At 62.9% G+C, this 18,021-nt stretch carries 16 protein-coding genes and 1 tRNA gene; 9 read left to right on the top strand and 8 right to left on the bottom strand.

The features are described 5' to 3' along the window. Nucleotides 1-11: 11 nt before the first annotated feature. The 8 genes from DOD19_RS01005 to DOD19_RS00970 all read left to right on the top strand — a co-directional run bounded on the left by DOD19_RS01005 (nucleotide 12) and on the right by DOD19_RS00970 (nucleotide 7,471). Nucleotides 12-88, top strand: a tRNA-Pro gene (locus DOD19_RS01005). 191 nt (nucleotides 89-279) lie between these two features. Continuing rightward, complete coding sequence (locus DOD19_RS01000; RefSeq protein WP_024979163.1) at nucleotides 280-1,554, top strand: HlyC/CorC family transporter; 1,275 nt, start codon at nucleotides 280-282, stop codon at nucleotides 1,552-1,554. A 259-nt stretch (nucleotides 1,555-1,813) separates the two neighbouring features. After that, nucleotides 1,814-3,541, top strand: coding sequence for a type IV-A pilus assembly ATPase PilB (gene pilB / locus DOD19_RS00995; protein ID WP_112183596.1), 1,728 nt, complete (start codon nucleotides 1,814-1,816; stop codon nucleotides 3,539-3,541). Between the two features lie 44 nt (nucleotides 3,542-3,585). Then, nucleotides 3,586-4,851, top strand: coding sequence for a type II secretion system F family protein (locus DOD19_RS00990; protein WP_024979165.1), 1,266 nt, complete (start codon nucleotides 3,586-3,588; stop codon nucleotides 4,849-4,851). Nucleotides 4,852-4,855: 4 nt separating this feature from the next. Next, the gene (locus tag DOD19_RS00985; protein WP_112183594.1) at nucleotides 4,856-5,737 is read left to right on the top strand and encodes an A24 family peptidase; all 882 of its coding nucleotides are present in this window, start codon (nucleotides 4,856-4,858) and stop codon (nucleotides 5,735-5,737) included. A gap of 13 nt (nucleotides 5,738-5,750) precedes the next feature. Further along, nucleotides 5,751-6,365: a dephospho-CoA kinase gene (gene coaE, locus DOD19_RS00980; RefSeq protein ID WP_112183592.1), complete on the top strand. Its 615-nt coding sequence runs from the start codon at nucleotides 5,751-5,753 to the stop codon at nucleotides 6,363-6,365. 135 nt (nucleotides 6,366-6,500) lie between these two features. Next, complete coding sequence (zapD, locus tag DOD19_RS00975) at nucleotides 6,501-7,259, top strand: cell division protein ZapD (protein WP_004633038.1); 759 nt, start codon at nucleotides 6,501-6,503, stop codon at nucleotides 7,257-7,259. Between the two features lie 8 nt (nucleotides 7,260-7,267). Continuing rightward, nucleotides 7,268-7,471: a DNA gyrase inhibitor YacG gene (locus DOD19_RS00970; protein ID WP_112183590.1), complete on the top strand. Its 204-nt coding sequence runs from the start codon at nucleotides 7,268-7,270 to the stop codon at nucleotides 7,469-7,471. Here DOD19_RS00970 and DOD19_RS00965 read toward each other — a convergent pair. From DOD19_RS00965 to DOD19_RS00945, 5 genes are all read right to left on the bottom strand, one after another. Further along, a complete protein-coding gene (locus tag DOD19_RS00965) occupies nucleotides 7,464-7,913 on the bottom strand; it encodes an NUDIX domain-containing protein (RefSeq protein WP_024979169.1) in 450 nt (149 codons plus the stop codon). The two genes, DOD19_RS00970 and DOD19_RS00965, sit on opposite strands and share 8 nt — an antisense overlap. Beyond that, nucleotides 7,903-8,787, bottom strand: a complete 885-nt coding sequence (locus tag DOD19_RS00960; RefSeq protein ID WP_112183588.1) for an ATP-binding protein — start codon at nucleotides 8,785-8,787, stop codon at nucleotides 7,903-7,905. Before DOD19_RS00960 ends, DOD19_RS00965 begins: the two co-directional genes overlap by 11 nt. Nucleotides 8,788-8,803: 16 nt before the next feature. Further along, nucleotides 8,804-10,033, bottom strand: a complete 1,230-nt coding sequence (argJ, locus tag DOD19_RS00955; RefSeq protein ID WP_112183586.1) for a bifunctional glutamate N-acetyltransferase/amino-acid acetyltransferase ArgJ — start codon at nucleotides 10,031-10,033, stop codon at nucleotides 8,804-8,806. Between the two features lie 74 nt (nucleotides 10,034-10,107). Then, the gene (gene secA / locus DOD19_RS00950) at nucleotides 10,108-12,912 is read right to left on the bottom strand and encodes a preprotein translocase subunit SecA (protein ID WP_024979172.1); all 2,805 of its coding nucleotides are present in this window, start codon (nucleotides 12,910-12,912) and stop codon (nucleotides 10,108-10,110) included. A gap of 240 nt (nucleotides 12,913-13,152) precedes the next feature. Further along, complete coding sequence (locus DOD19_RS00945; protein WP_112183584.1) at nucleotides 13,153-14,118, bottom strand: M23 family metallopeptidase; 966 nt, start codon at nucleotides 14,116-14,118, stop codon at nucleotides 13,153-13,155. 69 nt (nucleotides 14,119-14,187) lie between these two features. On the opposite strand from DOD19_RS00945, the gene DOD19_RS00940 reads away from it, so the two are divergent. Beyond that, on the top strand, nucleotides 14,188-14,709 hold the full coding sequence (locus tag DOD19_RS00940; protein WP_024979174.1) for a DciA family protein: 522 nt from the start codon (nucleotides 14,188-14,190) through the stop codon (nucleotides 14,707-14,709). 49 nt (nucleotides 14,710-14,758) lie between these two features. Here DOD19_RS00940 and lpxC read toward each other — a convergent pair whose 3' ends face one another. From lpxC to ftsZ, 3 genes are all read right to left on the bottom strand, one after another. Then, on the bottom strand, nucleotides 14,759-15,676 hold the full coding sequence (lpxC, locus tag DOD19_RS00935) for a UDP-3-O-acyl-N-acetylglucosamine deacetylase (RefSeq protein ID WP_024979175.1): 918 nt from the start codon (nucleotides 15,674-15,676) through the stop codon (nucleotides 14,759-14,761). Between the two features lie 245 nt (nucleotides 15,677-15,921). After that, nucleotides 15,922-16,422 (bottom strand): peroxiredoxin, encoded by a 501-nt coding sequence (locus DOD19_RS00930; protein WP_112183701.1) that lies wholly within the window; start codon nucleotides 16,420-16,422, stop codon nucleotides 15,922-15,924. Nucleotides 16,423-16,811: 389 nt separating this feature from the next. After that, on the bottom strand, nucleotides 16,812-18,011 hold the full coding sequence (gene ftsZ, locus DOD19_RS00925; protein WP_024979177.1) for a cell division protein FtsZ: 1,200 nt from the start codon (nucleotides 18,009-18,011) through the stop codon (nucleotides 16,812-16,814). Nucleotides 18,012-18,021 lie beyond the last annotated feature (10 nt).

The raw sequence follows: 18,021 nt of genomic DNA, 5'->3' as shown, positions 1-18,021 counted from the left end.
CGAAGAAGCATCGGGGTGTAGCTTAGCCTGGTAGAGCGCTACGTTCGGGACGTAGAGGCCGGAGGTTCGAATCCTCTCACCCCGACCAGTTTCTCGTATTCAAGTCATTCCTGCGGCACGGTTTTCAGCATCGCCGCACAGCAATTCCCAGGCATTTTCCGCATCGCGTCCGCTCAATCAAGCGGGGTGTTGCGCTGTCCGCGCGGCCAATGGCCGTGTGCGCAGAAGCGGCAAACCCCTCTGTTATAGTGGGCGCTTCGCCGCCCTTCCCCTCCCGCTTTGGACTCTTGGCCGCTCTGGGCACAAATCGGCGCCGTCGTGCTGCTGTTGTGCTGCTCCGCCTTCTTCTCGATTTCCGAAACCGCGATGATGGCGCTCAACCGCCATCGCCTGCGGCATCTTGCCAAGTCCAACGTATCGGGCGCGCGCAATACGCAGCAGTTGCTCGGTCAGACCGACAAGCTGCTTTCACTCATCCTGATCGGCAACAATCTGATCAACACCGCCGTGCCGGTGCTGATCACCACCTTGGCCATCCACTACTTCGGCAACAACGGAACGACGCTGTCGATTGCCACGGCCATCGTCGCGTTTCTTATCATCGTATTCGCCGAGATTGCCCCCAAGATCGTGGGCGCGACCTACCCCGAACGCGTGGCCTTCCCGGCCAGCTTCATCATCAAGCCGCTGCTGCAGATTTCGACGCCGCTGGTCGCGGTGGTCAACGCGTTTGCCATGGGTGTGCTGCGATTGGTGCGCATCAACACGCGTAAGGCGCCAGAGCAGCGCATGTCGACCGAGGAACTGCGCACGCTGGTGCTGGAATCAGGCAACTTCATTCCGCACAAGCACCGCAGCATCCTGCTCAACCTGTTCGATCTTGACGTCATCACCGTGGACGACGTGATGACGCCGCGCGCGCGGGTTGAATCGCTCGATCTGTCGCGCCCGATTGAAGAAGTCATCCAGCAGCTCGAGACCTGCTATCACAACAAGCTGCCGGTGTTCGAGCAGGACAGCGATCAGGTGATCGGCATCCTGCATGTGCGCAAGGCGCTGTCGCTGCTCGGGCACACCGAACTTACGCACGACGATTTCCGCGGCCTGCTGGCCGAGCCTTACTTTGTACCGAGCGGCACGCCCGTTTTCCGTCAACTGCAGTACTTTCAGGAGAATCGCCGCCGCATCGGTCTGATCGTCAATGAGTATGGCGACATGCTGGGGCTGGTGACGCTCGAAGACATCATCGAAGAGATGATCGGCGAGTTCACCACCACGCTGCCCAACGCCGGCAAGCTGGCCTGGGACAAGGAAGGCACTTATCTTGCGGATGCGGGAATGTCATTGCGCGATCTGAACCGGCGCCTCGGCCTGAGCCTGCCGACCGACGGCCCGAAGACGCTCAACGGGCTGGTACTGGAAGTGCTGGAAGAGATTCCCGAGGCGACGGTCAGTGTGAAGATTGCGGGCTGCGTGATGGATATCGTCCAGATGGACAGCCAGTCGATCCGCACGGTGCGGCTGCATCAGCCGCCGCAGCCAAAGCGCAGTTGACGCCACACTCGAGAGCAAACGCTTCAGTTGGGGCGGTTTTCTGCCGATATGGCACAAATGCAAGCTGCGCTTTGATGTGCGCTTTACAAATACAGGGGCGGTCGGCAAACTGCCCCGGTTCCGGACACCACCCCCCACGAATGGGTGGGGCACCGGCTGCAGAACATAAAACAATCGCCTTGGGGGGCGAGCGCACGCTGGAGGCGGTGGGGCCCGGCGCACGCTGAAATGGTCAGCTTCAGCCTGACGGACTGGACTCATGACACTCGGACTCGCTCTAGCGCAGAGCCGGCGGATCGCGCCGACGTTACTCACCCAGCTCGAACAGAGCGCGCGTGAAAAACGCACGCAGTTGATCGACGAACTGGTGAGCAGCGGGATCATGAGTGCGCACGACCTTGCCGTGTTTGTCGCCGGCAAGTATCAGATGCCGCTGCTGGACCTGGCGCAGTACAAGCTCGACACCGTACCGGCCGTGCTGTCGGCCAACAAGCACTTTGCTCAGTTGCGCCTGTTGCCGCTGGGCCGTCGCGAAAACCGTCTCATCCTGGCCACGTCAGACCCGAGCGATCCGAAGCCAATCGAAGAGCTGCGTCAGAAGATGAACGTGGCCATCGAAACGGTCATCGTGGAGCACGACAAGCTGGTGCGGCAACTGAGCATCGCCAATGAAGCGCCGGCCGAGATCAAGTCGCTCTTCCCCAAGCAGGAAGCTACGCAGATCGAGTACGACCCGGGCGCTGCTGCCGCCACGCGTCGCACCACCACCGATGGCATCGACGATGCCCCCGTGGTGCGCTTCCTGCAGAAGCTCTTCACCGAGGCCCTGTTGCGCGGCGCGTCGGACTTGCATTTCGAGCCCTTTGAAACGTTTTACCGCGTGCGTTTCCGTATTGACGGCATCCTCGCGCAGGTCGCGCAGCCGCCGCTGGATATCCGGGACAAGATCGCCACCCGCATCAAGGTGCTCTCGCGCCTCGACATCTCGGAAAAGCGCGTGCCGCAAGACGGCCGCATGAAGCTGCTCATCACCGTCCCGAAAGACCGCAAGGACAAGGACAACAAAGAGATGATCGAGCGCGCCATCGACTTCCGGGTGTCGACGCTGCCGACGCTGTTCGGCGAGAAGATCGTGATCCGGATTCTGGAGTCGTCCACCGAGCGGCTCGATATCGACCAGCTCGGCTACGAGCCGGAGCAAAAGCAGTTGCTGCTCGACGTGATCAAGCGCCCGTATGGCATGGTGCTCGTGACGGGACCAACCGGCTCAGGCAAGACGGTGTCGCTGTACACTTTCCTGAACAGGCTGAACCAAGGCGACATCAATATCTCTACCGCCGAAGATCCGGCGGAAATCCAGTTGCCCGGCATCAACCAAGTCAACGTGAATGACAAGGCGGGCCTGACCTTTGCGGCGGCGCTGAAGTCGTTCCTGCGGCAGGATCCAGACATCATCATGGTGGGCGAAATCCGGGATCTGGAAACGGCCGACATTTCGATCAAAGCCGCACAGACCGGTCACTTGGTGTTTTCCACGCTGCACACCAACGACGCCCCGACCACGCTGACCCGCCTGATGAACATGGGGGTGGCGCCGTTCAACATCGCGTCGTCGGTGCTGCTGATTACGGCGCAGCGTCTGGCACGCCGGTTGTGCAAGGATTGCAAGAAGCAGGGGCCGCTGCCCAAGGAAACGCTGCTCGACGCAGGCTTTACCGAAGCGGACGTCGACGGCTCCTGGCAGCCGTATCACCCGGTCGGTTGCGAGACCTGCAACGGCAGTGGCTACAAAGGCCGGGTCGGCATTTACCAGGTCATGCCGATCACCGAAGCGATCCAAGAGATCATTCTCACGCACGGCACGGCGCTGCAGATTGCCGAGCAGGCACGCAAGGACGGCGTGATGTCGCTGCGCGAATCGGGCTTGCGAAAAGTGAAGCAGGGGCTGACTTCCCTAGAGGAAGTGCTGGCCACAACGAACCAATAACCTTCTCGATCAATCGTTCCCATACCGGGGGGTAGGAACCAACCATGGCCACACGAGCACCTGCCGCGAATCGCGCGGCCGCCGCGCCAGCGCGAAAGACCGCCAAGACAAAGGCGCCCACGCAGTACATCTTCGAGTGGGAAGGCAAAGATCGCAAAGGCAAGATCTTCAAGGGCGAGATGCGCGCCGAGAGCATCACCGAGGTGAATGCCGTCCTGCGCAAGCAAGGCTTGTCGATCACCAAGTCCAAGCGCCGTCGTGCGGCCCGCGGCAAGAAGATCACGCCGAAGGACATCGCCTACTTCACGCGCCAGCTCTCGACCATGTTGAAGGCCGGCGTCCCGCTGCTTCAGTCGGTCGACATCATCGCGAAGGGCCACGCCAATCCGAATTTCACACAGCTGCTGACGGAAATCCGTTTCGACATCGAGTCGGGCAGCAGCATGGCGCAAGCCTTCCGCCGACATCCCAAGTACTTCGACACGCTGTACTGCAACCTGATCGACGCGGGCGAGCAAGGCGGTATTCTGGATGCGCTGCTCGAGCGGCTTTCGCTGTACATGGAGAAGTCGATCGCGCTGAAGGCACAGATCAAGTCGGCGATGATCTATCCGATCTCGGTGCTGACGGTGGCGTTTGCCGTGACCGTCGTCCTGATGATTTTTGTGGTGCCGTCGTTCAAGGGCGTGTTCTCCAGTTTCGGCGCCGATTTGCCGGCGCCGACGCTGTTCGTCATTGCAATATCGGATTTCTTCGTCAAGTGGTGGATACCCATCGTGCTGGGCCCCATCGCCGGCATCGCGCTGTTTTCACGCGCATTCAAGCGATCCGAAAACGTCCAGCGTTCGACGCATCGCGTTATCCTAAATATCCCCATCTTTGGCGACATCATTCGCAAAGCGACCATTGCTCGCTGGACTCGCACGCTGGCGACAATGTTCGCAGCGGGCACACCGTTGGTGGAATCGATGGAGTCGGTCGCCGGTGCCGCCGGCAACTGGATCTACCATGATGCAACCCTGGAGGTTCAGCAAGCGGTACGTATCGGCACAAGTCTCACCAACGCCATGCAGGCCACGCATGTGTTCGACAACATGGTTCTGCAGATGACGCAAATCGGTGAAGAGTCTGGTGCCCTGGACAACATGCTGCTCAAGGTGGCCGAGTTCTACGAGCGTGAGGTGGACGATGCGGTCGCCAACATCTCGACTTTGATCGAGCCAATCATCATCGTCTTCCTCGGTGTGATGATCGGTGGCATGGTTGTGGCGATGTATTTACCGATCTTCAAACTTGGTACGGTGGTCTGACGCAATGCCCGAGATGTTCATCATCTCCACGCTGGCGCAACTGCCGGCGTGGTTCGTGATTGCCGCCGGCGGACTGGTGGGCTTGCTGGTCGGCAGCTTCCTCAACGTGGTGATCCACCGCCTGCCGCGCATGATCGAGCGAGAGGAGGCCAACTACATCGCCGAGCTTCGCGAAGAGCCACTGCCTCATCCCGACGCATACAACCTGATCGTGCCGCGCTCGGCGTGCCCGTCGTGCGGTCATCAGATCAAGGCGATCGAGAACGTCCCCGTGTTGAGCTGGCTTGCGCTGCGCGGCCGGTGCAGTGCCTGCAAAACGCCCATCTCGTGGCGATATCCCGCGGTGGAACTGGTCACCGGTCTGCTGACGGCGGCCTGCCTGTGGCACTTCGGCCCGACGTGGGTGGCAATTGCGTCGGCGGTGCTGCTTTGGTTCCTGATCGCCGGCACGATGATCGACGCCGACACGCAGCTGTTGCCCGACGCCATCACGCAGCCCCTGCTCTGGCTTGGGCTGGGCGTGAACCTGTTCGGCATGTTCACGCACCTGCCCGATGCGGTGATTGGCGCGATGGCCGGCTACCTGTTCCTGTGGTCGATCTACTGGGCCTACAAGCTGCTGCGCGGCCGTGAGGGCATGGGCTACGGCGACTTCAAGCTGATGGCCGCACTCGGCGCGTGGTTCGGCTGGCAGGCGCTGCCACTGGTGGTGCTGCTCTCGTCGGTCGTGGGGCTAGTGTTTGGGCTCGTGCGCATTGCGCGTGGTGCGAAGAGCGAATCGCCGTTCTCGTTCGGGCCGTTCATTGCCGGGGCCGGCGTGATCGCACTGCTGGCCGGCCCGCAATTGCTGATGATGACAGGCCTCGGTCCCCTGTTTGCGCCATAAGGGCACAGCGAACATGCGCGTGATCGGCTTGACCGGCGGCATCGGCAGCGGCAAAAGCTACGTGGCAGACCGCCTGGCGGAGCGCGGTGCCGCCATTGTCGACACCGACGCCATCGCCCACGAGATCACCGCACCGGGCGGTGCCGCCATCGCCAAGCTGGTCGAGACTTTCGGCGCCGGTATCCTGCGCGCCGACGGCGCGATGGACCGCGATGCCATGCGCGCGCTCGCCTTCTCCGATGCCACCGCCAAATCGCGGTTGGAGCAGATCACGCATCCGCTCATCCGCGAGATTGCGCTGTCACGTGGTGCCGCGGCGCGGGCGTCGGATGCGCATCCGTACCTCGTCTACGTGGTCCCCCTGTTGGTGGAGTCCCTCGCCGGGCATCACAGCTGGCGCACGCTGGTCGACCGCATTCTGGTGGTCGACTGCCCGGTTGAGACGCAGATCGCCCGCGTGATGGCCCGTAACGGGCTGCCGCGCGCGCAGGTGGAAGCCATCATCGCGCGCCAGGCCTCACGCGAAGCCCGCCTTGCTGCAGCCGACGACGTGATCGACAACAGCGGCGCGCTGGCCGACCTCCTGCCGCAGATCGACCGTCTGGACCTAACCTACAGGTCGAACTGAAACGATCTGAAAGCGGTCGTCACAGCCCTTTGCATTGTGATGAACGAGGGTCTCGCATAGAATGCGGGCAGATCGAGGCCAAATGGGCTTCGGGGCCGCATATGCCAGCGGGCCAGCACACCGGGCACCCAAGTTTTGATCCTGTACGAATATCCCTTCAACGAACGCATTCGGACGCTGCTGCGCCTCGAAGACTTGTTCGAGCGGCTGGATTTCTTTCTCGTGCAGGAACACCCGCTGCAGCACCATGTGGCGCTGACCACGTTGTTCGAAGTGGTGGACGTGGCAGGGCGCGCCGACCTCAAATCCGACCTGCTGAAGGAACTCGATCGCCAGCGCCAGACGCTCACCGCCCTGCGCGCCAATCCGCAGATCGACCAGGACGCGCTTGATGCCGTCATCAGCGAGCTGGAAACCGCCTCGGGCAATCTCACTGCCACGCATGGCAAAGCCGGCCAGCTTATCGCCGACAATGAATGGCTGACGAGCATCCGCAGCCGCGCGATCATCCCCGGCGGTACGTGCGAGTTTGATCTGCCGGCGTATTTTGCATGGCAGCATCATCCTGCCGAGCGCCGCCGCGCCGACATCATCAAATGGGCTCAACCGCTGGTGCCGCTGCGCGACGCCACGATGATCGTGCTGCGCCTGCTGCGCGAATCGGGCCAGAGTGGCAAGGTGATTGCTAACGCTGGTAGCTATCAGCAGATGCTGTCGGGCCGCGTGTACCAGCTGATGCAGGTGCGCTTGGATGAGTCGGCACTGGGGTTCATCCCCGAGATCAGTGCCAACAAGTACATGCTCTGGGTGCGCTTTACCCAGCAGGATGGCGACCTGCGACCCAAGCCGGTCGATGCGGATATCCCGTTCCAGCTGAAGCTCTGTAATTTCTGAGCCGCACCATGAATGTGAAGACCGTCAAATGCCCCAGCTGCGGCAAGCCCGTGCCTTGGGTACCTGAGAGCCGCTACCGCCCCTTCTGCTCCGAGCGCTGCAAGCAGATCGACCTGGGCGCCTGGGCCGCCGAGCAGTACACCATCCCCGTGGTCGAAGAAGACGACCTGCCCGACGCTCCTGGCGGCGATACGAGCGGCAAACTCAACTAGCCGTCGCTTCCTCGCGCATCCATTCGAAGACGGGCAACGTTGCCGGCAGCACCGGATCAACGCTGATCGGCAGCGTCTGCCAGGCGAAATCCTGGCCTTCCAGCGGGCGCAGTGTCCCGTCCCACGCCGTTACCTTGCAGAAGTGCAGACGCACGTACGCGTGTGGGTAGTCGTGCTCGATGGTGTGCCACGGCACGCAGGTGCGCAGCGTGACATCCAGCTCTTCCTTCAACTCACGCGTGAGCGCGGCTTCCACCGATTCGCCCGCTTCCAGCTTGCCGCCAGGGAATTCCCAGTAGCCCGCATACGGCTTGCCCTCGGGACGCTGCGCCAGCAAGAACTGGCCGTCCGACTGCACCAGCACGCCGACGGCCACTTCGGTGATCTTGCGGCCGTCTGGCGTGTGTGTCGGTGGCACTTGAGTCAGGTTGTCAGTCGACATGCTGCCGCCCATGCTTGCCGCCCCAGTCGCGGGCGAATTGCCAGGCCACGCGGCCCGAACGCGAACCACGCTCGAGCGCCCAGACCAGCGCATCGCCACGTGCGGCAGCGATGTCCTCCTCGCTGCAGCCGAAGTGCCGGAGCCAGTGGCCGACGATGGTCAGGTATTCGTCCTGCTTGGGCGGGTAGAACGACAGCCACAGCCCGAAGCGCTCCGATAGCGATATCTTCTCCTCCACCACCTCGCCCGGATGGATTTCGCCGTCCGATGTGTGCTGATAGGTCTCGTTGTCCTTCATGTACTCCGGCAGCAGATGGCGCCGGTTGGACGTCGCGTAGATCAGCACATTGTCCGACTGCGTTGCCACCGAGCCGTCCAGCGCGGACTTCAGCGCCTTGTAGCCCGATTCGCCCTCTTCGAACGAAAGGTCATCGCAGAAGATCGCGAAGCGCTCCGGACGCGTCGAAAGTTGCTCGACGATATCGCCCAGATCAGCCAGATCATCCTTGTCGACTTCAACAAGGCGCAGGCCTTCCTTCACGAATTCGTTCAGGCACGCCTTGATGAGCGATGACTTGCCGGTGCCCCGCGCACCCGTGAGCAGCACATTGTTGGCCGGCAACTTGCGCACGAACTGGCGGGTGTTGGCGACGATGGCGTCTTTCTGGCGCTCGATGTTGTGCAGATCGCTCAGGTGGATCGGCGGCAGCTGGCGGATCGGCGCGAGATAGCCGATGTTGCCGAACAGGCTCTGACGTTTGCGCCAGCGGAAGGCAACGGCCTCGTTCCAATCTGCCTCGGTCAGTTCGGGCGGCAGCCATTGCTCCAGCCGCCCGAGAAAGCGGTCGAGCCGTGCGGAAAGGTCGGACGACATAGCGGCGGACTCCGGATTACGAACGGTAGTCCGCGTTGATCGACACGTAGTCATGCGAGAAGTCGCACGTCCACACGGTGGCAGAGGCATGGCCGCGGCCGAGCGCGATGCGCACGGTGATCTCCGCCTGCTTCATCACGCGCTGACCGTCTTCTTCGCGGTATTCGGGGTTACGGCCACCGTCACGCGCGACCCACACGTCGTCGAGCCACAGGTTGACGCCGTTCACGTCGAGATCCGCCACGCCGGCGTAGCCGACGGCGGCCAGGATACGCCCCAGATTGGGGTCCGAAGCGTAGAACGCGGTCTTGACCAGCGGCGAGTGCGCGACCGCGTAGGCGATCAGGCGGCACTCCTCAACGTTCCGGCCGCCCTCGACCTGGATGGCCATGAACTTGGTCGCGCCCTCGCCGTCGCGCACGATCTTCTGCGCCAGCTCCTGTGCGAGGCCCGTCAACGCATCGCGCAACGCAGCATAGTCGGGGTGCGATTCGGAATCGATGCGCGGCGTGCCAGCGCGGCCCGTGGCGATGACGACGAACGAGTCGTTGGTCGACGTATCGCCGTCCACCGTCACGCTGTTGAACGAATGATCGGCGGCGTGGCGCACCAGACCTTGCAGCACGGCTTCATCCACATTGGCATCGGTGGCGATGAAGCCGAGCATCGTCGCCATGTTCGGACGGATCATGCCCGCCCCCTTGCTGATGCCCGACATGCGCACGGTCTTGCCTGACAGCGTGCACGTGGCGGACGCTGCTTTGGGTACGGTGTCAGTGGTCATGATGGCCTCAGCGGCGGCCAGCCAGTTGTCGGGCTTCGCGTTGGCCTGCGCAGCCGGCAGCCCTGCGACGATGCGATCGACGGGCAGCGGCTCCAGAATCACGCCCGTGGAGAACGGCAGCACCTGTTCCGCCGACACGCCCAGCAGCTTGGCCACGGCATCGCAGGTCTGGCGTGCATGCGCAAGGCCAGGTGCGCCCGTACCGGCGTTCGCGTTGCCCGTGTTCACAACGATCGCACGCGCGCCCTTGCCGCTCGCCAGATGCTCGCGGCACACCTGCACAGGTGCCGCGCAGAAACGGTTCTGCGTGAACACACCGGCCACCGTCGAGCCCTCGGCGATACGAACCAGCAGCACGTCCTTGCGATTGGCCTTGCGCACACCGGCCTCGGCCCAGCCCAGGTCCACACCGTCGATCGGCAACAGGGTGTCAGCGGCGGGCGCTACGAGATTCACAGCCATGGAGCACACCTTTCAAAATGAGGATGCCCGCATTGCGGGCATCGTGAATCAACAGAAAACAGGTCTAAACAGCGTCAGGCGAGCTTGCCGTGGCACTGCTTGTACTTCTTGCCCGAACCGCATGGGCACGGATCGTTGCGGCCAACTTTCGGCACTTCGCCAGCCAGTACGGCAGCAGCGGCAGATGCCGCCGAACGCGGTGCGGCCATGGCTGGCGTAGCGCCGTGGATCTCCGCATCACCCGCAGCCACTTCGGCCAGTTCGCTGAACTCGTCATGCTTGTACTGCAGGTTGGTCAGCGCGGAAAGATCTTCCTCGATCTGCTCGGAGGCCTGCTCCAGCTCTTCCTGCGACTGGATACGCACCGTGAAGACAATACGCGTGACCTCGTTGCGGATGGTATCGAGCAGGCGGCCGAACAGTTCGAACGACTCGCGCTTGTATTCCTGCTTCGGGTCCTTCTGTGCATAGCCGCGCAGATGGATGCCCTGGCGCAGCATGTCGAGCGCAGCCAGGTGTTCACGCCAGTGCGTATCGAGGCTTTGCAGCATCACCGAACGCTCGAAACCGGCGAAGGACTCGCGGCCAACCTGGGCCACCTTGCCTTCGTACACTGCTTCAGCGGCCTCCAGCACCATCTTGAGCAGATCTTCGTCTTCGATCGACTGTGCGTCTTCCAGCGTCTTCACCAGCGGCTGATCGACACCCCAGTCCTCGCGCAGAGCCTTTTCCAGGCCGGCGACATCCCACTGCTCTTCCATGGTCTCGGCCGGCACGTACGTGCGGAACAGCTCGGTGAACACGGACTCGCGCAGGTTCTTGACCAGATCGCCCACATCCTGCGCTTCGAGAATCTCGTTACGCAGCTTGTAGAGTTCCTTGCGCTGATCGTTGGAGACATCGTCGTACTGCAGCAGTTGCTTGCGGATATCGAAGTTGCGGCCTTCGACCTTGCGCTGCGCAGATTCGATCGAGCGTGTGACGATGCCGGCTTCGATCGGCTCGCCTTCGGGCATCTTCAGGCGGTCCATGATCGCGCGCACGCGGTCGCCCGCGAAGATGCGCAGCAGTTGGTCATCCAGCGACAGATAAAAACGCGACGAACCCGGGTCGCCCTGACGGCCGGCACGGCCACGCAGCTGGTTGTCGATCCGGCGCGACTCGTGGCGCTCGGTGCCGACGATATGCAGACCGCCGGCGGCCTTCACCTGCTCGTGCAGCGATTGCCATTCGTCCTGGAGCGTCTTCACGCGCGAGGCCTTCTCAGCGTCGGAGAGCGACTCGTCGGCCATCACGAAGCCGGACTGCTTCTCCACATTGCCGCCCAGCACGATGTCGGTACCACGGCCAGCCATGTTGGTGGCAATGGTGATCATCTTCGGACGACCGGCCTGCGCGATGATCTCGGCTTCGCGTTCGTGCTGCTTCGCGTTGAGCACCTGGTGCGGCAGCTTCGCCTGGTCCAGCAGGTTCGACAGCAGTTCGGAGTTTTCGATGGACGTCGTGCCCACCAGCACCGGCTGGCCACGCTCGTAGCAATCGCGAATATCGCGAATGACGGCGTCGTAGCGCTCCTTCGAGGTCTTGTAGATCTGATCCTGCAAGTCCTTGCGCTGCGGCGTGCGGTTAGTCGGGATCACCACGGTTTCCAGGCCGTAGATCTCCTGGAATTCATACGCTTCCGTGTCCGCCGTGCCAGTCATGCCCGACAGCTTGTTGTACATGCGGAAGTAGTTCTGGAAGGTGATGGTCGCCAGCGTCTGGTTTTCCTGCTGGATCTGCACGCCTTCCTTGGCTTCCACGGCCTGATGCAGACCGTCGGACCAGCGGCGGCCCGCCATCAGCCGGCCCGTGAATTCATCGACGATCACCACTTCACCGTTCTGCACCACGTAGTGCTGATCGCGGAAGAACAGGCTGTGCGCACGCAGGGCGGCGTACAGGTGGTGCATCAGCGTGATGTTCTGCGGCGCGTAGAGCGATTCGCCCTCGCCGATCAAGCCGGCTTGCAGCATGATCTGCTCGGCTTTCTCGTGCCCCGATTCGGTCAGGTAGACCTGGTGCGATTTTTCGTCGACGTAGTAGTCGCCCGGCTTCTCGACGCCCGTGCCATCCGACTTCTCTTCACCGATCTGGCGCGTGAGCTGCGCCGGAATGCCGTTCATGCGGCGGTACAGGTCGGTGTGGTCTTCGGCCTGGCCGGAGATGATCAGCGGGGTCCGCGCCTCATCGATCAGGATCGAGTCGACTTCATCGACGATCGCGTAGTTCAGCGGACGCTGCACGCGCTGACCGGCGTCGTACACCATGTTGTCACGCAGGTAGTCGAAGCCGAACTCGTTGTTGGTGCCGTAGGTGATGTCCGACGCGTAGGCGGCCTGCTTCTGGTCGTGGTCCATGGTGGTCAGGTTGACCCCCACCGACAGGCCCAGCCAGTTGTACAGGCGGCCCATCCACTCGGCGTCGCGCTGGGCGAGGTAATCGTTGACCGTCACCACGTGCACGCCCTGACCCGAAATGGCGTTCAGATACACAGCCAGCGTTGCGGTCAGCGTCTTGCCTTCACCCGTGCGCATTTCGGCGATCTTGCCGTCGTGCAGGACCATGCCGCCGACAAGCTGCACGTCGAAGTGCCGCATCTTCATCACGCGCTTGCTGGCCTCGCGGCACACGGCGAACGCTTCGGGCAACAGCGCGTCCAGCGTCTCGCCCTTGGCAAAGCGTTGGCGGAATTCTTCGGTCTTGGCCTGCAGCTCGGCATCGGAGAGCGCTTCGAACTTGGGCTCGAGCGCATTGATCTGCGCCACCTTGCGGCGGTACTGTTTGATCAGCCGTTCATTACGGCTGCCGAAAATCTTCTTGAGAAGGCCCGTGATCATCGATGGCTAGGGCTGGTGAGCCGCCCGGAAAACGCGTCGGAGAGACCGCGAAACACAGGCAGCACAACGGCCCAGAAAGGGTTGGCGCAAAGGCGGGAGTTTAGCATGTGCAAAACACCCGCTTGATGGCGGCAGAACCGCCGGATGTGGCAGGGACGCCGCACTTTAGGGCCGCACGAACGCCGTCCGCACACTCACGCTGAACTGGGGACGGGCGCCCCGATTGCAACCCGCGCTAGATCAATGGCCGGCCGCCGCCATGCTCTTTCCGATATCGGCCGCCGCAACCTTCGGCGCGGGGGCCTTGTTGGCCGCCATCTTGGGCTGGCCGGCGTTCTCCAGGAAAGCTACCGGATTCTGCGGGACATCGTTGACGTGCACCTCGAAGTGCAGATGCGGCCCAGTGGCGCGGCCGGTACGGCCGATCAGCGCGATGCGCTCGCCCGCCTTCACGATGTCGCCGACCTTCACAAATACCTTGGACGCATGCGCATAGCGCGTCTTCAGGCCGTTGCCGTGGTCGATATCGATCATGTTGCCGTATTCGTGGTGGAACTCGCTGGCCACCACCACGCCACCGGCAGCCGCCACGATGGGCGTGCCAACCGGGCCGACAAAGTCGACGCCGTCATGCTGCGTGCGCCGGCCCGTGAACGGATCGATTCGCGTGCCAAAGCCCGAAGAATCGTAGCCCGTGGCCACCGGGCGCACGGTGGGCATCATCTTGGCGTGGATCTGCCGGTCCATCAGGGTGCTCTCGAGCACGCTGAGATAATCGTTGCGTTGGTCGGCCGAGCGCGTCAGGCGATTCAGCTCGGACTGAATTTCCGGCATCGACATCGGCCGAGAGAATGCACCCTCCGGGCCGCCGCGGCTCGGTTGCGATTTGAAATCGAACTCGCGGGGCTGCACACCCGCCAGGCCCGACACACGGGCGCCCAGCGCGTCCAGGCGGGCGATCTGCGCCTGCATTTCGCCAATGCGCGCGGCCATCAGGTTGAGGTTTTCGCGGGTGACACGCTGGTCTGCGCCGACAACCGCAGAAGCGGCCGCCCCCGGCAGCAGGCCTTGCTTGGCCGCCAGCCACGTACCGCCGACGGACAGGGTCGCCACGGCCAGCAGCGCCGCGCCGATAGCCACAAAGACGCCGCGTCGCGACAGGTGCGTTGCACCGGCCTTGCGCGGGTGAATCAGGATGATTTGCATCGCTCGTTTTCCGGACAAAAAAGCTGCCCACCGGCACGAAAGCGCGACGAAGCGCCCTACAATGCCGGCATGCGAATCTTTGTTCATCCCGCTCTCAAGACGCCTGTGGCAAAACCCGTCCAGGACTGGCTCTCGGGTGCCGGTTCGGTCGGCCCGCTGATGCAGGCGGCCAGGCAATTGGCGTCGTTGGAAGCGGAGGTGTTGTCGCTGTTGCCGCCCGGCTTGGGCGGCGGCGTGGCGATCGGTGGCATCAAGAACGATGCGCGCGATAGCCGGGAAGCGACTCTGGTGTTGCTCGCCGCACATAGTGCGGCTGCGGCGCGCTTACGGCAGGTGGTACCCACCTTGCTGGAGCGTCTGCAGCGCCGGGGATCGCAGATTACCGCAATTCGGGTGAGGGTACAACCGCAGGGCGGCAGCGACAGTTTGTGGCCACAAGAGACCGAAAAGCCGCCTAAACGCGCCAAGATGACGGCAGTTGGTGTCAACAGCCTGGCGGCGCTCGCCAACGAACTGCCCGATTCACCGCTGCGCCAAGCGTTGGCGGAAATGATCGCCCGGCACGTTCCGCCTGCCGCACGGCCCAAATAAAAAGCGCCCCGCGGGGCGCTTCTTTCATGCAGACGGCCGCGTCAGCCGGTCAAGAAAACGCAGGTTGCAACTGGGGCAGGAACGCGCGCGGCGCCTCTTCCGCCTTGTCGAACGTCACGATCTCGTAGGCCGTTTCATCGGCCAGCAGCGCGCGCAGCAGCGCGTTGTTCAGGCCGTGGCCCGATTTGTGCGCCGTGTACGCAGCAATCAGCGGGTGGCCGACCACATACAGATCGCCAATCGCATCGAGAATCTTGTGACGGACGAACTCATCGCCGTAGCGCAGTTCGTCGTTGTTCAGCATGCGGTGCTCGTCGAGCACGATGGCGTTGTCGAGACTGCCGCCGCGTGCCAGACCGACCTCGCGCAGCATTTCAACTTCATGCGCGAAACCGAACGTACGGGCGCGGGCGATTTCGCGCGTGTAGCTGGTGTCGGCAAAGTCGATCTCGAACGTCTGGCCGGTCTTGTCGACGGCCGGGTGGCGGAATTCGATCGTGAACGACAGCTTGAAGCCGAAGTATGGGTCGAGGCGAGCAAGCTTGTCGCCCTCGCGGATTTCCACCGGCTTGATCACACGGATGAACTGCTTGGCCGCGCCCTGCTCTTCGATGCCAGCCGATTGCAACAGAAATACGAACGAGGCCGCGCTGCCATCCATGATGGGGATTTCTTCGGCGTCCACGTCGACATAGAGATTGTCGATGCCAAGGCCAGCGCAGGCGGACATCAAATGCTCGACGGTCGACACACGGGCGCCGTCCTTCTGCAGCACGGACGCTAGGCGGGTGTCGCCGATGGCGCTGGCGGTGGCGGGAATCTCGACGGCCGGGTCGAGGTCAACGCGTGTGAAGACGATGCCGGTGCCTGCGGCTGCCGGGCGCAACGTCAACGTCACCTTACGGCCCGAGTGCAACCCGATGCCGACGGTCTTGACGAGGGACTTGATGGTGCGTTGTTTCAACATGGCCGCCCTCAACTCACGAAATTTCTACGATTGTTTTTATCTATGCGGTCTGCATAGGTGATAACCCTAATCATACCATTTTCACGTCCCTGCCTTCAAAACGACTTTTGTATCGGGATGTTAGGGGTGCCCACACTTTGCTCAACCTCAGTGCACGCAGATTCGGCGCCACGGTCTCGTCGGCCTTGAGGCGGGGCGGGATAGCGGGCGGTACTCCGCCATTTGGGGGAGCCGCTGGCGTGGCGTCAGAGTATCGCCAGGATCGATTCGGCGCTGCTGACGGCGAACTGCCCGGGCGCTTCCACCTGTAGCGCTGTTACCACACCGTCCTTCACGACCATCGCGTAGCGCTGCGAGCGCACGCCCATGCCGCGCTTGGAGAGGTCCTGGTCAAGGCCGAGCTTGCTGGTGAACTCTGCGCTGCCGTCGCCCAGCATGCGGATTTTGTCGTCGGTGCCTTGCGCGCGAGCCCAGGCGCCCATCACGAAGGCGTCGTTGACGGACACACACCAGATCTCGTCGACGCCCTTGGCGCGCAGCGCGTCGAAGTGAGCGAGATAGCCAGGCACATGACGCGCCGAACAGGTCGGCGTGAACGCACCGGGCAGCCCAAAGATGACGATCGTCTTGCCCTCGGCCAGATGCTGGACGGAAAACGCATTGGGGCCGAGCGCGCAGCCGTCCTTTTCCAGTTCAAAGAACTCGTAGAGCGTCGCATCGGGAAGCGGTTGACCAGGCTGGATCATGATCGTCAAGGAGCGTGAGCGGATATCGCGATCATAGAACTTGCCGCGCGACCGCGCAGCACGTTCCTAAAACAAGACCGCCCGCGTGAACGAATCACGCGGGCGGTCTTGGGAGACAACACCATCAGGCCGCTTGGGTCGGAACGCACCGTGCGCGGCACAACGAACGGATACACCCGCCGGGCGGGGTGAACCCTTCCGGGGAGGCGGCCAGAGGCCAACCTGCCCGGCGGCAACGACTGTGTCCGGTTCGTCGAGCGCTGTCGACTTGCGAGCAGCGGGCCATCACACAACGGCGATCACGGGAGGGGAGCCGTGAACCGCGCGCGGCGTGCGGTGCCGCAGGCAGTCGGTCGTGCGCGAGCGCTATCGAACCAATGCGGGCCCGATCAGTCCGCCTGCTTGCGCAGGAATGCCGGAATGTCGTACGTGTCGACGCCCTTCTCTTGCAGTGCTGCCACGTGAGCCGATGCCGACTCACGCGAGCTGCGCCACACGGCGGGGGTGTCGAAATTGCTGTAGTCCGGCGCAGCTGCCACCGAGTGACCGGCGCTACCGCCGAACGCCACCGGCTGGTTGTCGGTACCGGTCTTCAGCAGCGTCATCGTCTGTTGCTGTTGCTGCTTGTTGCGAGCAGCGCGGCCCAGGCCCGTCGCAACCACGGTCACACGCAGTGCGTCGCCCATGGCGTCGTCGTAGACCGTACCGAAAATGACGGTGGCATCTTCCGCGGCATAGCTGCGGATGGTGTTCATCACTTCCTTGGTCTCGGACAGCTTCAGCGAGCGGCTGGCCGTGATGTTGACCAGCACGCCGCGCGCACCCGACAGGTCCACGCCTTCCAGCAGCGGGCTTGCCACGGCTTGCTCAGCGGCCAGACGTGCACGGTCGACGCCGGACACGGTGGCCGTGCCCATCATCGCCTTGCCTTGTTCGCCCATCACGGTCTTCACGTCTTCGAAGTCGACGTTCACCAGACCATCGACGTTGATGATTTCCGCAATGCCGGCAACCGCGTTGTGCAGCACGTCGTCGGCGCACTGGAAGCACTTGTCCATCTCGGCATCATCGCCCATGACTTCGAAGAGCTTTTCGTTGAGCACGACGATCAGCGAATCGACGTTGCCCTCGAGGTCGTTCGCGCCGTGCTCGCCAACCTTCGAGCGGCGTGCGCCTTCGAATTCGAACGGCTTGGACACCACGCCCACGGTCAGGATGCCCATTTCTTTGGCGACCTGTGCAACCACCGGTGCTGCGCCCGTGCCCGTACCGCCGCCCATGCCGGCGGTGATGAAGACCATGTGCGCGCCGCGCAGTGCGTCGGCGATCTGCTCGCGGGCTTCCTCTGCGCAGTGCTTGCCCACTTCCGGCTTGGCGCCAGCGCCAAGGCCCGTGCTGCCGAGCTGCAGCACGCGCGATGCGGTCGAGCGCTTGAGCGCCTGCGCATCAGTGTTCATGCAGATGAATTCCACGCCTTGCACGCCGCGGTTGATCATGTGCTGCACGGCATTACCGCCCGCGCCGCCGACGCCGACCACCTTGATGATGGTGCCGTCCTGCATTTCCGTTTCAATCATGTCGAAGTCCATCATTGCCTCC

This window comes from Ralstonia sp. GX3-BWBA (assembly GCF_003290055.1).
In the GTDB taxonomy this organism is placed as follows: domain Bacteria; phylum Pseudomonadota; class Gammaproteobacteria; order Burkholderiales; family Burkholderiaceae; genus Ralstonia; species Ralstonia holmesii.
Note: the sequence above shows the minus strand (reverse complement) of the source record. Positions and strands in the feature narration are given on the sequence as shown.